The 17147-nt window shown below is 55.1% G+C and carries 13 protein-coding genes; 7 read left to right on the top strand and 6 right to left on the bottom strand.

What is annotated here, in order from left to right:
• Positions 1-156: 156 nt before the first annotated feature.
• Complete coding sequence (gene fucO, locus P3C52_RS09990; RefSeq protein ID WP_275554860.1) at positions 157-1305, top strand: lactaldehyde reductase; 1149 nt, start codon at positions 157-159, stop codon at positions 1303-1305.
• Between the two features lie 4 nt (positions 1306-1309).
• Here the strand turns inward: fucO and apbC are convergent, their stop codons facing one another.
• Positions 1310-2422 (bottom strand): iron-sulfur cluster carrier protein ApbC, encoded by a 1113-nt coding sequence (apbC, locus tag P3C52_RS09985; RefSeq protein WP_275554859.1) that lies wholly within the window; start codon positions 2420-2422, stop codon positions 1310-1312.
• 213 nt (positions 2423-2635) lie between these two features.
• Between apbC and metG the strand changes: the two genes are divergently transcribed.
• The 6 genes from metG to sanA all read left to right on the top strand — a co-directional run bounded on the left by metG (position 2636) and on the right by sanA (position 9943).
• Complete coding sequence (gene metG, locus P3C52_RS09980) at positions 2636-4666, top strand: methionine--tRNA ligase (protein WP_275554858.1); 2031 nt, start codon at positions 2636-2638, stop codon at positions 4664-4666.
• Positions 4667-5129: 463 nt separating this feature from the next.
• On the top strand, positions 5130-5522 hold the full coding sequence (locus tag P3C52_RS09975; protein WP_275554857.1) for a CidA/LrgA family protein: 393 nt from the start codon (positions 5130-5132) through the stop codon (positions 5520-5522).
• A complete protein-coding gene (locus P3C52_RS09970) occupies positions 5515-6207 on the top strand; it encodes a CidB/LrgB family autolysis modulator (RefSeq protein ID WP_275554856.1) in 693 nt (230 codons plus the stop codon). The genes P3C52_RS09975 and P3C52_RS09970 overlap by 8 nt, the downstream gene beginning before the upstream one ends.
• Positions 6208-6336: 129 nt before the next feature.
• Positions 6337-7227 (top strand): cytidine deaminase, encoded by an 891-nt coding sequence (cdd, locus tag P3C52_RS09965; protein WP_275554855.1) that lies wholly within the window; start codon positions 6337-6339, stop codon positions 7225-7227.
• A 161-nt stretch (positions 7228-7388) separates the two neighbouring features.
• Positions 7389-9086 carry an NAD-dependent malic enzyme gene (locus tag P3C52_RS09960; RefSeq protein ID WP_275554854.1) on the top strand — a complete coding sequence of 566 codons (1698 nt, stop codon included), beginning with the start codon at positions 7389-7391 and terminating at the stop codon, positions 9084-9086.
• 134 nt (positions 9087-9220) lie between these two features.
• Positions 9221-9943 (top strand): outer membrane permeability protein SanA, encoded by a 723-nt coding sequence (sanA, locus tag P3C52_RS09955; RefSeq protein WP_275554853.1) that lies wholly within the window; start codon positions 9221-9223, stop codon positions 9941-9943.
• A gap of 11 nt (positions 9944-9954) precedes the next feature.
• Here the strand turns inward: sanA and P3C52_RS09950 are convergent, their stop codons facing one another.
• The 5 genes from P3C52_RS09950 to galS all read right to left on the bottom strand — a co-directional run.
• Positions 9955-12039, bottom strand: a complete 2085-nt coding sequence (locus P3C52_RS09950; RefSeq protein ID WP_275554852.1) for an FUSC family protein — start codon at positions 12037-12039, stop codon at positions 9955-9957.
• A 222-nt stretch (positions 12040-12261) separates the two neighbouring features.
• Positions 12262-13272: a galactose/methyl galactoside ABC transporter permease MglC gene (gene mglC / locus P3C52_RS09945; protein WP_275554851.1), complete on the bottom strand. Its 1011-nt coding sequence runs from the start codon at positions 13270-13272 to the stop codon at positions 12262-12264.
• A gap of 19 nt (positions 13273-13291) precedes the next feature.
• Positions 13292-14812: a galactose/methyl galactoside ABC transporter ATP-binding protein MglA gene (gene mglA / locus P3C52_RS09940; protein WP_275554850.1), complete on the bottom strand. Its 1521-nt coding sequence runs from the start codon at positions 14810-14812 to the stop codon at positions 13292-13294.
• 67 nt (positions 14813-14879) lie between these two features.
• Complete coding sequence (mglB, locus tag P3C52_RS09935) at positions 14880-15875, bottom strand: galactose/glucose ABC transporter substrate-binding protein MglB (protein ID WP_275554849.1); 996 nt, start codon at positions 15873-15875, stop codon at positions 14880-14882.
• 325 nt (positions 15876-16200) lie between these two features.
• Positions 16201-17147 (bottom strand): HTH-type transcriptional regulator GalS (gene galS, locus P3C52_RS09930; protein WP_275554848.1); only part of this gene is annotated, 947 nt, incomplete at its 5' end.

Genomic DNA, 17147 nt, shown 5'->3' with positions numbered 1-17147 from the left:
TTAACACGCAAAAAATGTGAGCCACCCTCTCCTTTTCTTACTGTTAATGCCAGCCTGACCGCGCCAGTGACCGTACCGGGAAGGTTTTCGCTGGCCCGCCCCGCTAGTTTTGTCTCTATCGATACCGCATTCGTTTATCAATTGATGGAGATTCCTATGAGCTTTCAACTGGCGTTACCGGGCATCAGCCTGCACGGCTATGGCGCTATTGCAGATATGGCTCGCCTTGTGGCGCAAAAAAACTGGGGCAAGGCGCTGATCGTGACCGACAGCCAGCTGGCCGGACTCGGCCTGACCGACGATCTCACCCGCAGCCTTGAGCAGCACGCCATCCCTTACGCCCTGTTTACCGGCGTGGCGCCAAACCCGACGGAGGAGCAAGTGCAGGCCGGGCTGGCCGCCTTCCGCGAACAGCAGTGCAATTTTCTTATCGCCTTTGGCGGCGGCAGCCCGATCGATACCGCCAAAGCGATTAAAATCCTGACGGCCAATCCGGGTCGGGCGGTTGACTACGCAGGCGTCGGTAAGGTCAGTCAGCCCGGCGTGCCACTGGTCGCCATTAACACCACCGCCGGCACCGCTGCCGAAGCCACCAGCAATGCGGTGATTACCGACAGCGCCCGCCAGGTTAAGCAGGTCATTATCGACAGCCATCTGATCCCGGATATTGCCGTTGACGATCCCGCCGTGATGCTGGGCATTCCTGCGGACGTGACGGCCGCCACCGGCATGGATGCGCTGACCCATGCGCTGGAAGCTTACGTTTCGCTGGGCGCGCATGTGCTGACCGATCCGTCTGCGTTGGAAGCCATCAGGCTGATTTATCGCTGGCTGCCTGTCGCCGTCGAAGATGGGAAGAACCGCGAGGCGCGGGAGATGATGGCCTGTGCGCAATATCTGGCGGGCATGGCATTTAACAGCGCGGGCCTGGGGCTGGTGCATGCGCTGGCCCATCAGCCGGGCGCGACGCATAATCTGCCGCATGGGGTTTGCAATGCGATTCTGCTGCCGGTGGTCGCCGCGTTTAACCGCTCCGCCAGCGTCAGCCGCTTTGCGCGCATTGCCGCAGCGCTGGGCGTCGATACCGCAGGCATGGATGAAGAAACCGCCAGCCACGCGGCCATTGAAGCGCTGCGCCAGCTGGCCGCACGGGTAGGCATTCCTGCCGGCTTCCGTCAGTTAGGCATTGAGGAAAAGGATATTGAGGGCTGGCTGGATAAAGCGCTGGCGGATCCCTGCGCGCCAGCCAATCCCCGTACCGCCACGCGTGAGCAGGTACGGGAACTCTATCTTCAGGCGTTGTAACGGGTTACAGGGCGCGGAAAGCGATGTCGCCAGGGATAACCTCTCCCTGCCAGTAAAGCTGTGCCGCTACCGCACCCGCCAGCTGGCGATAGATCTCGGCAAATTCGCTGTCCGGGCGGCGAATTACCGTCGGCTGTCCGGCGTCGAGATCTTCACGTAAGGTAATGTGCAGCGGCAGCTGCCCCAGCAGACGGGTGTGATATTTGTGCGCCAGCAGCTCTGCCCCGCCGCTGCCGAAGATCGCCTCCTGATGGCCGCAGTTGCTGCAGACGTGCATGCTCATGTTTTCCACGATGCCCAACACCGGTACCTCGACCTTTTCAAACATCACGATGCCTTTGCGCGCGTCAATTAACGCCACATCCTGCGGCGTGGTAACCACCACCGCGCCGGTAACCGGAATGTTTTGCGCCAGCGTCAGCTGAATATCGCCGGTGCCCGGCGGCATATCCAGAATCAGGTAATCCAGATCCGGCCAAAGCGTTTCATTCAGCAACTGCATCAGCGCTTTGCTGGCCATCGGTCCACGCCACACCATCGCGTTATCTTCCGTGACCAGATAGCCGATGGAGTTGGTTGCCAGACCATGCACCACGATCGGCGCCATATGCTTGCCGTCCGGTGAGGAGGGGCGCTGATCTTCGGTGCCGAGCATGGTCGGTACCGACGGGCCATAAATATCAGCGTCGAGAATGCCGACCTTGGCCCCTTCAGCCGCCAGCGCCAGCGCCATATTGACCGCGGTGCTGGATTTGCCGACGCCGCCCTTACCGGAGCTGACGGCAATGATATTTTTTACGCCGTTGGCGCCCGGCTGGTTTTTTACCCGCTTCAGGGTGGCGATGTCGTGAGTCAGACGCCAGTCAATCGCCTGCGCGCCGGTAATGCGTAGCAGGTCGGCGCTGGTTTGCTCTTTTAACGCCTCAAAACCGCTGCCCCAGGCGAACGGCATTTTAAGTTCGATATGCAGTTTGCCATCCATCAACGCGACATGATGCAGCGCCTTGAGCGCGGTCAGATTGTGCTTCAGCGTTGGATGCTCAAAAGTTGTCAATACGCCCGCAGCCATGGCGCGCAGCGTTTCGGGCGATAAAGCCCCGTGGGATTGTGAACTCATCCCTTCTCCTTGTGGTTCAGGTTATTTTATGTCCGGCATGCGGCTCGCGTGAATTTAAGGGCCTTATCGGACATACGTTAATGCCCTTAAGCATACCAGAAGCCAGCATAAATCGTATTTGCGCGGCAATGCGCCGCATCCCTTTGTTTACGTCAGGTCGGGCTTTCGGTTACCATCTAAGGCCCTTTTTAACCAGAAGAAATAAGTCCCGCTATGACTCAAGTCGCGAAAAAAATAATGGTAACGTGCGCTCTGCCTTACGCTAATGGTCCTGTCCATCTCGGCCATATGCTGGAGCATATCCAGGCTGATATTTGGGTCCGTTACCAGCGAATGCGCGGCAATCAGGTTTGGTTCATTTGTGCTGATGACGCGCACGGCACGCCGATCATGCTGAAAGCGCAGCAGATGGGCATCACGCCAGAGCAGATGATTGCTGAGATGAGTCAGGCGCATCAGAAAGATTTCGCTGGCTTTAACATCAGCTATGATAACTATCACTCTACGCACAGCGATGAAAACCGCGAGCTGTCAGAGCTGATCTATGGTCGTCTGAAAGAGAACGGCTTTATTAAAAACCGCACCATTTCCCAGCTGTTCGACCCGGAAAAAGGCATGTTCCTGCCGGACCGCTTTGTCAAAGGCACCTGCCCGAAATGCAAAGCGCCGGATCAGTACGGCGACAACTGCGAAGTCTGCGGCTCAACCTACAGCCCGACCGAACTGATCGAGCCGAAATCGGTCGTCTCCGGCGCGACGCCGGTAATGCGTGATTCCGAACACTTCTTCTTCGATCTGCCTTCCTTCAGCGAAATGCTGCAGGCCTGGACCCGCTCCGGCGCGCTGCAGGAGCAGGTAGCGAATAAAATGCAGGAGTGGTTTGAGTCCGGTCTGCAACAATGGGATATTTCCCGCGACGCGCCCTACTTCGGCTTTGAAATCCCAGGCGCGCCGGGCAAATATTTCTACGTCTGGCTGGATGCGCCTATCGGCTATATGGGCTCGTTCAAAAACCTGTGCGACAAGCGCGGTGACCTGAACTTTGATGAGTTCTGGCAGAAAGATTCCACTACCGAGCTGTATCACTTTATCGGCAAAGACATTGTCTATTTCCACAGCCTGTTCTGGCCGGCGATGCTGGAAGGCAGCAACTTCCGTAAGCCGAATAACCTGTTCGTTCACGGCTATGTCACGGTAAACGGCGCCAAGATGTCCAAATCGCGCGGCACCTTTATCAAGGCCAGCACCTGGCTTGAGCATCTGGATGCCGACAGCCTGCGCTATTACTACGCGGCGAAGCTCTCCTCGCGTATTGATGATATCGACCTCAACCTGGAAGATTTCGTCCAGCGCGTAAACGCCGACATCGTTAATAAAGTGGTTAACCTGGCCTCACGCAACGCCGGTTTTATCACCAAGCGTTTCGGCGGCCAACTGGCCGATCAGCTGGCCGACCCGGCGCTGTATAAAACCTTCACCGACGCTTCCGCCAGCATCGGCGATGCCTGGCTGAGCCGCGAATATGGCCGCGCAATCCGCGAAATCATGGCGCTGGCTGACGTGGCGAACCGCTACGTTGACGAACAGGCGCCGTGGGTAGTGGCGAAGCAGGAAGGCCGCGATGCCGACCTGCAGGCGATCTGCACCATGGGCATCAACCTGTTCCGCGTGCTGATGACCTGGCTGAAGCCGGTGCTGCCATCCTTAAGCGAACGCGCAGAAGCCTTCCTGAAAACCGAGCTGCTGTGGGACGCTATCGACGAGCCGCTGCTGAACCATGAAGTAGCGCCGTTTAAAGCGCTCTATAGCCGTATCGAAATGCCGAAGGTGAACGCGCTGATCGAAGCGTCGAAAGAAGATGCCGCTGCCGCCGCGCAGCCTGCGGCAACTGGCCCGCTGGCGGACGATCCTATCGCCGATACCATTACCATCGACGACTTTGCCAAAGTGGATATGCGCGTGGCGCTGATCAAAACCGCTGAGCTGGTTGAGGGTTCCGATAAGCTGCTGCGTCTGGTACTGGATCTGGGTGGCGAAACGCGCCAGATCTTCTCCGGTATCCGCGCCGCTTACCCGGATCCATCGGTACTGGTTGGTCGCCATACGATTATCGTTGCCAACCTGGCGCCGCGTAAAATGCGCTTTGGCGTGTCGGAAGGCATGGTGTTGTCTGCTGGCCCTGGTGGGAAAGATCTGTTTATTCTCGGTGCCGACGGCGCACAGCCTGGCATGCCGGTGAAATAATGTCCGCCGTTTGCCACTTTCCAGTAAGGGAATCGGCAACGGCTACCCTGCCATCTTGGGGATCCACAAACGACTCCCCAGCCAAAAATGTGATTTGGCAAACAACTCCGCATGCTAAAGAGTTTATTAGGCAAACAACACCTATGCCAGGGCGCAGGGAGTTCAGACAGAAGAGTAAAGCGTCCCGCGCCAGGGAAGGCGCGGGCCGAGCGGCCAAGGATGGCATAGCGACTTTACGATCGGCCTGGACTTCCGGCGCAGTCACATTACCTGCTGTTAAAAGCTTCCCGCTCGGGAAGCTTTCTGTCCTGTTGACCAGTCTCAAACTCCCCACGCTGCCACCTTACCCGCTGTTAAAATCTTCCCGCCCGAAAAGCTTTTTTGCCCTTGCGAATAAGTGTGATCGGTAGCACGAATAATGGTTTCGGCGTATGATTATTGCCGCTAACCACAGGAGTCTGCCATGTCTGTCGCGCTGTCTACCTGCTGGCGCTATCTGCGCGCCTTCATCATTATCTACCTCTGTCTCTATGCCGGAATCGGTATTTCAGCCCTGCTGCCCATCACTATTCCCGGCAGTATTATCGGCATGCTGATCCTTTTTCTGTTGCTGGGATTACAAATCGTTCCCGTCAACTGGGTCAAACCCGGCTGCTACCTGATCATTCGCTATATGGCGCTGCTCTTTGTGCCGATCAGCGTCGGCGTTATGAACTACACCGATATTCTTAGCGCCCAGTTCGGCCCCATCGTGGTCTCCTGCGTGCTAAGCACCATGCTGGTTCTTATCATCGTCGGCTACAGCTCGCATCGCCTGCACAGCAAACCCATCGTCGGGGAAAATAAAGATGAGTGATATGTGGTGGTCATTGCCGCTGACGCTGGCAGTATTCTTTTCCGCCCGCTGGCTGGCGGCACGCGTCAAAATTTCGCTATTTAACCCGCTGCTGATCTCGATGGCAGTCATTATTCCATTGCTACTGCTGATCAATATGCCCTACGCGCGCTACTTCCAGGGCAGCGAAATCCTCAACAACCTGCTCCAGCCTTCAGTGGTGGCGCTGGCGCTGCCGCTCTATGAACAGCTGCACCAGATCCGCGCCCGCTGGAAATCCATTATCGGCGTCTGCTTTATCGGCAGCATCACTGCCATGGTCTCCGGCACCGCTATCGCCCTCTGGCTGGGCGCTACACCGGAAATCGCCGCCACCATCATGCCGAAATCGGTCACTACGCCGATTGCGATGGCGGTTTCCGCTTCGCTACACGGCATTCCGGCGATCAGCGCCATCTGCGTACTGCTGGCGGGCGTATTAGGCGCGGTCTTTGGCCATATGTTGCTTAACCTGATGCGCATTAAAACTAAAGCCTCGCGCGGACTGGCGATCGGCAACGCGTCCCACGCGCTCGGCACTGCGCGCTGCGCGGAATTGGATTATCAGGAAGGCGCGTTCAGCTCTCTGGCGCTGGTCATCTGCGGCATTATCACCTCGCTGCTGGCACCGTTTCTCTTTCCCGTTCTGCTCAGGCTCTTTGGGTAAAATTTGAGAGAGATCGCGCATTTTGTAATTTCATTTCATTCATTGCATTGCCGTAGCGACAGAGATCACATATAACCCCCTGTCGGTGCTTTACAATTTTGGGTAATTCCCTGTTATCAGAGGCATGCAATGAATCCACGTTTTCGTCCGGCCCTTGCCAATCTGGCGGCTGACCTTCAGGCCGCGCTTCTTCCTGTTCTTGACGCTGAAGATTTTGCCGCCTTTTTAACCGCCGACCAGGTCAATACACTCTGCCAACAGAGCGGACTTAGCGAAGATGCCTTAGCGCTGGCGCTGCTGCCGCTGGCCGCAGCCTGCGCCGTTACCCCGCTGTCGCAGTTTAACGTTGGCGCTATTGCGCGCGGCAACAGCGGGAACTGGTACTTCGGCGCCAATATGGAGTTTGCTGGCGCCACCATGCAACAAACGGTGCATGCCGAGCAAAGTGCGGTTACCCATGCCTGGCTGCGCGGCGAAAGCGGTCTGCAAACCATGACCGTCAACTACACGCCCTGCGGCCACTGCCGCCAGTTTATGAATGAGCTAAACAGCGGCACGGCGCTGCGTATCAGCCTGCCGAATCAGCCGGTGGTCACCCTGGCGGATTACCTGCCGGATGCCTTCGGCCCGCGCGATCTGGATATCACCACGCTGGTAATGGACAACGTTAACCACGGCTACCTCGCCACGGGCGATGCGCTGACGCAGGCGGCTATCGCCGCAGCCAACCGCAGCCATGCGCCTTACAGCCAGGCGCACAGCGGCGTCGCGCTGGAAACCGTCAGCGGCGCCATCTATCACGGCGGCTACATTGAAAACGCGGCCTTTAACCCCAGCCTGCCTCCACTGCAGGCGGCCCTGATCCTGCTAAATATGCATGGGGAAAGCTGTATGGCGATCACGCGCGCCGTGCTGGCGGAAAATCCCGACGCGAAACTGCAACAGCGGGCCGCTACCGCCGCCACCTTACAGGCGCTTGGCTGCCACCAGCTGGATATCGTCACACTGCAAAAAGCGTAACCTTTGCTCTCTTTTCTGCGGGAAGTGCCAGCTTTTGTTATCAGGGATTAACAAAAGCTGTACTTCTGCGAGAATTTTCTTAGGATCATGGCACCTTATCCCCCTAAAAACAGTGGCCACTTCCCCTAAGAGAACGTGCCTGTAACCGGAGCAAACACCGCATGGAACTCGATTACGAGAGTAAACGTCCGCTTTATATTCCCTACGCCGGTCCGATCCTGCTGGAATTTCCCTTACTGAATAAAGGCAGCGCCTTTACCATCGAAGAGCGTAACGACTTCAACCTGAACGGCCTGCTGCCGGAAACCGTGGAAACCATTGAGGAACAGGCCGAGCGCGCCTGGCGTCAGTTCCAGGATTTCAAAAACAACAACGATAAGCACGTCTACCTGCGCAATATTCAGGACACTAACGAAACGCTGTTCTATCGCCTGCTCGACAATCATCTGGAAGAGATGATGCCGATTATCTATACCCCGACGGTCGGCGCCGCCTGTGAACACTTCTCGGAAATCTACCGTCGCGCCCGGGGCCTGTTTATCTCCTACCCGAACCGCGCCAGCATTGAAGATATGCTGCAAAACGCCACCAAACAGAACGTCAAAGTGATCGTGGTGACCGACGGCGAGCGCATTCTCGGCCTGGGAGACCAGGGCATCGGCGGCATGGGCATTCCCATCGGCAAACTGTCGCTCTATACCGCCTGCGGCGGCATCAGTCCGGCTTACACCTTGCCGGTGGTGCTGGATGTCGGCACCAACAACCAACAGCTGTTGAACGATCCACTCTACATGGGCTGGCGTCATCCGCGCATTACCGGCGAAGAGTACGACCGCTTTGTCGATGAGTTTATTCAGGCGGTGCGCAGCCGCTGGCCAAACGTGCTGCTGCAGTTTGAAGATTTCGCCCAGAAAAACGCCATGCCGCTGCTGGAGCGCTACCGCGATCAGCTTTGCTGCTTTAACGATGATATTCAGGGCACCGCCGCCGTAACGCTGGGTACGCTGATTGCCGCCAGCCGTGCGGCGGGCAATCGCCTGCGCGATCAAAATGTAGTGTTCCTCGGCGCGGGTTCAGCGGGCTGCGGCATCGCCGAGCAGATTATTGCCCAGATGAAATCGGAAGGATTAAGCGATGAAGAAGCGCGCGCCAAAGTCTTTATGGTGGATCGCTTCGGCCTGCTGACCGATAAGCTGCCAAACCTGCTGAACTTCCAGAGCAAACTGGTGCAGAAAAGCGAGAACCTGAGCGGCTGGGATCTGGCCAGTGATTCTGTCTCGCTGATGGACGTGGTGCGCAATGCCAAACCGGACATTCTGATTGGTGTTTCAGGCCAGCCGGGCCTGTTCAGCGAAGAGATTATTCGCGAAATGCACAAACACTGCGCGCGTCCGATCGTAATGCCGCTCTCCAACCCGACATCGCGCGTGGAGGCCACGCCGGCCGATCTGCTGGCCTGGACCGACGGCGCGGCGCTGGTCGCCACCGGCAGTCCGTTTGCGCCGGTCACCTGGCAGGGCAAAACCTATCCTATCGCCCAGTGCAACAACTCCTATATCTTCCCCGGCGTCGGCCTGGGCGTGATCGCCTCCGGCGCCACGCGCGTGACCGACAGCATGCTGATGGCGGCCAGCCGCGCGCTGGCGGACTGTTCACCGCTGGTTAACGAAGGCGAAGGCCCGGTACTGCCGGAAATTAAAGATATTCAGGGCGTCTCGAAAGTCATCGCTATGGCGGTTGGCAAAGCGGCGCAGCTGGCGGGCGTGGCGGTGGTCACCTCGGAAGATGTGCTGTCTAAAGCGATCGCCAATAACTTCTGGATGCCGCAATATCGTAACTATCGTCGTACCTCGATCTAAACCGCAGCCTCTCCGCCCGTGCGGCGGCGAGGTTGTTTAAAAAAGCCGCGCCCAATCGGCGCGCGCTTGCTTCACGTTAACGCCTCAAGTAGCCTTGAGACATTCTTTCCGCCCCATCCAGAGCTACGCCGAACATGTTGAAACGCATGACATATGGTCTGATTATCATCCTGCTGTTGATGATATTGACCGCGCTCGGCCTCGATCGCTGGATCGCCTGGAAAACGGCGCCCTGGGTTTATGACGATTTGACATCATTGCCGCATCGTCAGGTGGGCGTGGTGTTGGGGACGGCCAAATATTACCGTGCCGGCGTGCCGAATCAGTATTACGCCTATCGTATTCAGGGTGCGCTTAACGCCTATAACAGCGGCAAAGTTAATTATCTGCTGCTCAGCGGCGACAATGCCCAGCAGAGCTATAACGAGCCGATGACCATGCGCCGCGATCTGATCGCCGCAGGCGTCGATCCTGCCGATATTGTGCTGGACTATGCCGGTTTCCGTACGCTCGACTCCATCGTGCGCACGCGCAAAGTCTTTGATACCAACGATTTCATTATTATTACCCAGCGCTTTCACTGCGAACGCGCGCTGTTTATCGCGCTGCATATGGGCATTCAGGCGCAGTGCTACGCCGTTCCCTCGCCCAAAAATATGCTGACGGTACGCGCACGCGAAGTGGCCGCCCGCCTTGGCGCGCTGGCCGATCTCTATATTATGAAGCGTGAGCCGCGTTTCCTCGGCCCGCTGGTGCCGATCCCCGCCGTGCATGAAGTGCCGCAGGGCGCGCAAAGCTATCCGGCGGTAACGCCGGAGCAGCTGTTAGAGCTGGAGCAAAAGCAGCAGAAGAAATAGTGACGCTTTCTTCAACCTCCTTCCCCCTGAAGGCTTGCGCGCGCGCTGGTATAACCGGGCCAGCGCTGATGAGGAAAGAGCGAGACGCGAATATTAAACAGATGCACCAGCGGCGCAAAGGTTGCATCATCCTCAAGCGCCAGCAGCTCCAGCCTGATCAGCAGCTCGTTCAGCTCATCCAGCAATCCCTGATGCGGCTGGGTTGCTAAAGCTTTCATTTTTCGTCTGAGATAAAGGCTCAGTTCATGAAACATCTGGCCGCTATCGAGCTGGTGCAGTTGTAGCTCGCGATGGTAACGCGCATAAAAGTCATAGCAGTTAGCACCGATCCAGGTTTCGGCAATCAGATCGCCGCTGGCCGCCAGATCGGGGTGCGGATCAAGACGCTTGCGCGGCAGAATGACGTTGACTCTGTCGAGCATACGAATGATAAATTGCTGGCGCATCAGCAGGGAGGATGAATGTCTCTCCACACCTTTCATAAATCCCAGTAAATCCCTTATCCCCATCGAAACCGCGCGCCGGGCTATCCATGACGGGCGTTTATTTCTGATAATCGCCGAGAGCGCGACGGCGATCACAATGCCGGTCAGGGTGGAGAGGCCCGCATTCAACGTAACAATCAGGTTAGGTACATAGTGATGGCTAAGACCGATAAAGCCGGGCAGCTGAATCGCCACGCTGAGTCCGATCAGATTGGTTGACGGTCTCGCCAGCGCCAGGCCCAGCATAAACAGGCCGGGAAACAGACAGATGATCAGCGCCTGTAGCGTGTTTGCCTGCGGTATCAGCACGGCGATATAAAACAGGCTAATCAACAGCGCAATCACCACGCCTTTAACGAAAAGCCGCATCGGCGTGACCGGTGAATCAATGCTGGCAAAAAAAGAACTGGTGATAGCCGCCATTAACGGCGCGCTTGCCCCGTCAGCCCAGCCGCTGCCTATCCAGAAAAGGCTGGCAAGAAAGGTCGCCATAAAAGCCGTCACCGCGGAAAGCAACAGCAGCCCGCGATCGGTATGGCGTACGTTGCCGCTATTTTTCGCCAGCTCCGCCTCGCAGTTGCTGTAAAGATCGGCTGCCCACGCGCTGACATTCTGAAATGCATCGCCAATACGCACAAAATTAGCCAGCCGCTCCAGCAGACCGGTAAACAGCAAAATCTCCTCGGTCGTGATTTTCCCCTCACGCCACTCTTTTTGCAGCGTCAGCTGACTCTCTTCCAGCAGATGTTTCATCGCGGGCGTATTGCGCGCTATGTCAAAATTAAGCCACAGAAGAAAGTGCTGAAAAGCGTGATTAACCGGGGCTGGAAAGACGATTTTTAAATCAGCCAACAGGCTGAGCCGGGTTTCAATGGCGGTCAGCGTCGGCAACAGATAAGTCAGATGCTTATACTGAATGCTGACCAGCCTGATCACCTTGCGGGCGGCCTCGCCTTCGTAGATGCAATGGGTCAGGAGCGTTTCCACATTTAGCGGATAGTTCGCCATGCCGATAAGGATATCCTCCCGCTCAGGCGTATTGCGCCCCGGTGCATGCGTCACTAAGTCATTGCAGAGCTTCTGCGCGGTTTTATACCAATTGTTAACGTTCTGACTTAGCAGATGCTGCATGGGAACCGGCAATATCAACCGGTGAATCAGCGAGCTACAGAGGATCCCCAGGGTAATTTCTTCTATGCGCGAAATCACCGTTGAGGTGATCGCGTAAGGCGACGTGACCTCAGGAAACCCCATGATCGCCGCGCTGTAGCCGGCCAGCATAAAGATATAGCTTTTAGGAGTACGGTCTTTAAGAGAAAGGTACAAACAGACCGATACCCACAAGGAAACGCTGAAGCTGAAAAACAATGGGGACTGCACGGTTTCTGGATAGATCAGCAGTATAAAGATCCCTCCCAGCACGGTTCCTGCCAGGCGGAAAACCGACTTGGAAAGGGTTGAGGCAGCATATAATTGCGAGGTGACAAAGACGGACGTCATTGCCCAGGCAGGTTTTTCAAAATTAAGAAGCAGAGCAATCGTTAACGCCAGGAACGCGGCCAGAGAGGTTTTGCAGGAAAACAAAACCGCGCTTTTTGTAAACCACTTCATTTATGGGATAAGTACCGTAGCACAACTGTGTGACGGCTATTCTCGCAAATGGCTTAAAAAGTTACTCTCATTAAAAATATACAAATTGTTTCCGGTCTGTTTTTATATTTTTAAAAAATTAAAGCCGGTATTATTTGTAGCAGTCTTAATCATTAAAATATTTTAATCTGTATTGGACAATACTTAACGCAAAAGCGGCGGTTTGCACCGCCGCCATTAGGGTTATTTCTTGCGAGAATATTTCAGTGAATCCAGCGCGACGGCGAAAATAATGATGCCGCCCTTGATAATGTACTGCCAGTACGGGTTAACGCCGATATAGGTCAGGCCATAGTTGATAACGGTAAAGATCAGTACCCCGGTCACCACGCCCGCGACGGTACCGACGCCGCCAGCAAAGGAAACGCCACCCACTACGCACGCCGCAATCGCATCCAGCTCATACATAAAGCCGAGGTTGTTGGTGGCGCTGCCGATACGGCCCGCTTCCAGCATCCCGCCGAACGCATAAAACACGCCGGACAACGCATAGATCAGGATCAGGTTAAAAGGAACGTTAACACCAGAGACTTTGGCCGCTTCCGGGTTGCCGCCGATAGCGAAAATATTTTTACCAAAGCGCGTTTTGTTCCACAGGATCCAGACGAACACGATGGCGATAATGGCATAGAAAGTAATATAAGAGAGCTTAAAGTCGCCAAAGCGCAGGAAGCCCTGGGTGAACGTTGAGAAGCCCGCGTCAAAGCCAGCAATCGGCGAAGCGCCCACGTAATCGTAATAGAGCGAGTTAATGCCGTAGACGATAATCATGGTACCCAGCGTGGTGATAAACGGCGTCACCTTCAGATAGGCAATGATCACGCCGTTCACCAGCCCAATCAGGCCGCCGATCACGCAGACAACCAGAATCACGACCGGGATCGGCAGCGTATCCATGCCGGGGAACACTTTATTGGCGTTTTCCATCGACTGCAGCAGCGTCGCCGCCACCACCGCCGCCAGCCCGACCTGACGTCCGGCAGAAAGGTCAGTGCCCTGAGTAACAATCAGTCCGGCCACGCCGAGCGCGATAATAATACGCACGGAAGACTGGGTCAGAATATTACTCAGGTTCATTAAGCTGAGGAAGGTGGGGTCCTGGAAAATGATAATTGCCAGCAGCACCAGCAATACCACGTAAATACCGCCCTCTTTTAACCAGGTTAGCGCATTCTTTTTAGTTGTAGCTTTCATGGTAACAACCCTTACATCATTAAAGGTGTAACGACGCTAAACGTAATATTTCGTTCTGCGTGGTATTTTTGGTTTCAACAATGCCCGCAACGAGACCATTACTCATTACCAGGATACGGTCAGTAATGCCGAGCAGTTCCGGCATTTCAGAAGAGATAATAATGATGCCTTTATCCTTCTTCGCCAGTTCGGAAATAAGCTGATAAATTTCAAACTTGGCGCCTACGTCAATACCGCGCGTCGGTTCGTCCAGCATTAATATTTCCGGCTGGGTCAGCAGCCAGCGGCCAATAATCACTTTCTGCTGGTTGCCGCCGGAAAGCGAACCAATCGAGGTGTGATGACCCGGCGTTTTTACCCGCATTGCATCAATCACCCATTGGGTATCGCTTTTCATTCGGCTGTTATCCAGCAGGCCGAGCTTATTTTTATACTGCCGAATATTGGAAATTAATGAGTTAAAGCCAATATCCAGGTAGGCATAAATACCGGTCGAGCGGCGCTCTTCGGTCACCAGCGCGAAACCGTGGTTAATGGCTTCATTGGCGCTGTGGTTATTAATCGCCTTGCCGTGCAGCTTAATGGTGCCGCCCGATTTTTCGCGGATGCCAAACAGCGTTTCCACAATATCGGTACGCTTGGCGCCCACCAGACCGGCGATGCCAAGGATCTCCCCTTTATGCAGATCGAACGAAATATCGCGAATAGACGGCTGGCGCAGCGAGGTCAGGTTGCGCACTTCCAGAATCACTTCGCCCGGCACGTTGGTTTTATCCGGGAAGCGCTGGTTCAGCGAGCGCCCTACCATCATGGCAATGATCTTATCCATATCCAGCCCTTCCAGCGGCTGAGTGGCGATCCACTGGCCGTCGCGCAGGATAGTAATCTCATCGCACAGCTGAAATATCTCTTCCATTTTATGGGAGATATAAACAATGCCGCAGCCGCGATCTTTCAGCTTACGGATAATGGTAAACAGATGATTCACCTCCTTCTCAGTTAAAGAAGAGGTCGGCTCATCCATAATCACAATTTTAGCGTCGTAGGAAAAAGCCTTGGCGATTTCCACCATCTGCATTTGCGAGACGGAAAGCAGTGCGACTTTCTCACGCGGATCAATATCAATATCCAGTTCGTCAAAAATGTCTTTGGTATCGCGATACATTTTATCGTGATCGACAAACAGCCCTTTTTTCGGATAACGACCCAGCCACATGTTATCCATTACCGAACGCTGCAATACCAGGTTTAATTCCTGATGCACCATCGATACGCCATTTTCCAGCGCTTCTTTGGCACTGCTGAAGTTAACTTCTTTCCCCTGAAAAAGAATACTTCCGCTGTCCTTACTGTAAATACCAAACAGGCATTTTAATAAGGTCGATTTACCCGCGCCATTCTCCCCCATAAGCGCGTGAACGGAATGCGGCCGGACTTTTAAATTAACGTTGTCCAACGCCTTCACGCCGGGAAATGACTTATTAATATCGGTCATTTCCAGCAGGAATTCATGCTGCTGTGTTGTATTTTCACTGGCCATAATTTACCTGGCTAAAAGTGTCTGCGTCTGGCTAAAAGGGCGCAGTGAAAACTGCGCCCGGATGGGTTTATTTACTGAACTGAGATAAGTTTTCTTTATCTACCGCGACGTAAGGAATACGGACGATTTTATTTTCCAGTTTAAAGTTGGTGCCTTCCGCAGCGGGTTTGCCGTCAGCCAGGTTTTTCGCCAGCTCGAAGGTCGCTTTCGCCTGGTTAGCGCCATCGTTCAGCACCGTACCGGCCATCGCACCCGATTTCACCATCGCCAGCGCTTCCGGCAGCGCATCGACGCCGAAGACCGGAATAGAGGATTTGTTGTGCGCTTTCAGCGCTTCAACCGCACCCATCGCCATCGCATCGTTGTTAGCGATCACCACTTCGATTTTGTTGGCGTTCGGGCCGGAGAGCCAGGCGTCAACTTTATCTTTCGCCTGCGCGGTATCCCACATGGCGGTATCCATCGCCAGCTGCTGCGTTTTGATGCCGTCTTTATTCAGGGTATCGATCACATATTTGGTACGCGCTTCGGCGTCCGGATGGCCCGGCTCGCCTTTCAGCAGCACGAACTGAATCTGGCCATCTTTATTCAGATCCCAGGCTGGCGTCGCTTTCCAGTGTTTCTCAATCAGCTGCCCCTGAATAACGCCAGACTCTTTGGAGTCGGTGCCGACGTAATAGGCTTTGTCATAACCGGCCAGCACTTTCGCGCTCGGCTCTTTGTTAAAGAACACCACCGGCACGTCATTGCTGCGCGCTTTATCAATCACCACGCCCGCAGCCGCCGGGTCAACTAGGTTAATGGCCAGCGCCTTAACCCCTTTCGCAAGCAGTACGTCAATCTGGTCGTTCTGTTTGGACTGGTCATTCTGCGAGTCATTCATCAGCAGCTGCACGCCGCCGGCGGCCTGGGCATCTTTCTCCAGATCCTTACGCACCATCGACATGAAGTTATCGTCATATTTGTAGATGGTAACGCCAATACGGGTATCTGCTGCGTGCGCCGTTGCACCAAACATCATGCTGGCAACCAAGGCTGTGAGGGTGAAAACCTTCTTATTCATAGTATCTCCGGTTTTTACAGGGGTCGTTCTGTGCCCGAAGCCTGCGTCTGGCGACGAAATAGCACGGACATTCAGTGAAAAAATCAGCTCAGGCGGGTAGTTAATAAAACGTTACGCAAAGCCGACGGATTGCTGACACAAAACCTGACTTCCTTAATCGGTAACGCTTCCTGGTAAGTAATGACAAAATGTTGCGCGGCGTACAGCAGACGGCTTCAATCTTAGGATTCTGGCCGTTACATTATGTTTCATCGCCGTTAAGACGTCGCTATCATAGAGAGGCACATGTTAATTAACTGTGAATTTACTCACAGATTGAAAACGGTTACATCGCGTTATCGTTTGAAAAGGTGACCGGCCCCACATTTTGCCGCATCGCCACCGAATGACGGCGCACCAGCGTCGGCATAAAACAGTGCTGCGCGTTAACGTCCAGCTCGCCCGCCGCCCCTTTCAAAGCCAGCTCGGTAGCGAGTTTCGCCATTGAAACAATGGGATAGCGTACGGTCGTCAGTTGAGGATCGGTGTAACGCGAAATGGGAATATCATCAAAGCCGATGACGGAGAAATGCTGCGGCACCAGAATGCCGTTGTCTTTTAAGGTGGTGAGCGCGCCGGTCGCCATGCTGTCGTTATAGGTAAACAGCGCGGTCAGCTGAAGATTGCGTCCCAGCAGTTCCACCATTGCTGCTTCCCCGCCCTGCATATCGGGCTCGCCGCTGCCAATCCAGACTTCCGGCGGGCTGATGCCCTGCTCATTCATCGCCTGCAGCCAGCCTGCGCGCCGCTGTTCTTCATCTTCAATGGGATGGCTGGAACCCAGATAGCCGATGCGCGAGTGGCCCTGTTGTAACAGCATGCGCGTCGCCATCAGCGCACCGCTAACGTTATCAAGCCCGACGCAGCGGTATTCATAGCCCGGTACAATGCGGTTGACCAGCACCATACCCGGCACCTGATCCATAAAGCTGGCCAGCTCGGCGTCGGAGAGGGATTTGGAATGCACCACCAGCGCATTACAACGTTGACGGATCAGTACCTCAATGGCGTGCCGCTCTTTCTCTTCCTGATGCCAGGAGTTGCTGATCAGGACATGCTTCTGCACGCGCTGCGCCACGGTATCTACCGCTTTGACCAGCGCGCCGAAAAAGGGATCGGAGACATCCATTACCACCACGCCGATGGTATCGCTCACCTGGGTCACCAGCGCCTGTGCATTGGCGTTCGGGCGATAGCCTAACGCGTCTACCGCTTGCTGGACGGCATCGCGGG

Source organism: Mixta sp. Marseille-Q2659 (assembly GCF_940807255.1).
Lineage (GTDB): Bacteria > Pseudomonadota > Gammaproteobacteria > Enterobacterales > Enterobacteriaceae > Mixta.
The sequence above is the reverse complement of the archived record's forward strand: the minus strand, read 5'-3'. Positions and strand labels throughout refer to the sequence as shown.

What these genes read in the sequence shown, in the direction of transcription:
- fucO (WP_275554860.1), top strand. Translation starts at nt 157, where the DNA reads ATGAGCTTTCAACTGGCGTTACCGGGCATCAGCCTGCACGGCTATGGC.
- apbC (WP_275554859.1), bottom strand. Translation starts at nt 2,422, where the DNA reads ATGAGTTCACAATCCCACGGGGCTTTATCGCCCGAAACGCTGCGCGCC.
- metG (WP_275554858.1), top strand. Translation starts at nt 2,636, where the DNA reads ATGACTCAAGTCGCGAAAAAAATAATGGTAACGTGCGCTCTGCCTTAC.
- P3C52_RS09975 (WP_275554857.1), top strand. Translation starts at nt 5,130, where the DNA reads ATGTCTGTCGCGCTGTCTACCTGCTGGCGCTATCTGCGCGCCTTCATC.
- P3C52_RS09970 (WP_275554856.1), top strand. Translation starts at nt 5,515, where the DNA reads ATGAGTGATATGTGGTGGTCATTGCCGCTGACGCTGGCAGTATTCTTT.
- cdd (WP_275554855.1), top strand. Translation starts at nt 6,337, where the DNA reads ATGAATCCACGTTTTCGTCCGGCCCTTGCCAATCTGGCGGCTGACCTT.
- P3C52_RS09960 (WP_275554854.1), top strand. Translation starts at nt 7,389, where the DNA reads ATGGAACTCGATTACGAGAGTAAACGTCCGCTTTATATTCCCTACGCC.
- sanA (WP_275554853.1), top strand. Translation starts at nt 9,221, where the DNA reads ATGTTGAAACGCATGACATATGGTCTGATTATCATCCTGCTGTTGATG.
- P3C52_RS09950 (WP_275554852.1), bottom strand. Translation starts at nt 12,039, where the DNA reads ATGAAGTGGTTTACAAAAAGCGCGGTTTTGTTTTCCTGCAAAACCTCT.
- mglC (WP_275554851.1), bottom strand. Translation starts at nt 13,272, where the DNA reads ATGAAAGCTACAACTAAAAAGAATGCGCTAACCTGGTTAAAAGAGGGC.
- mglA (WP_275554850.1), bottom strand. Translation starts at nt 14,812, where the DNA reads ATGGCCAGTGAAAATACAACACAGCAGCATGAATTCCTGCTGGAAATG.
- mglB (WP_275554849.1), bottom strand. Translation starts at nt 15,875, where the DNA reads ATGAATAAGAAGGTTTTCACCCTCACAGCCTTGGTTGCCAGCATGATG.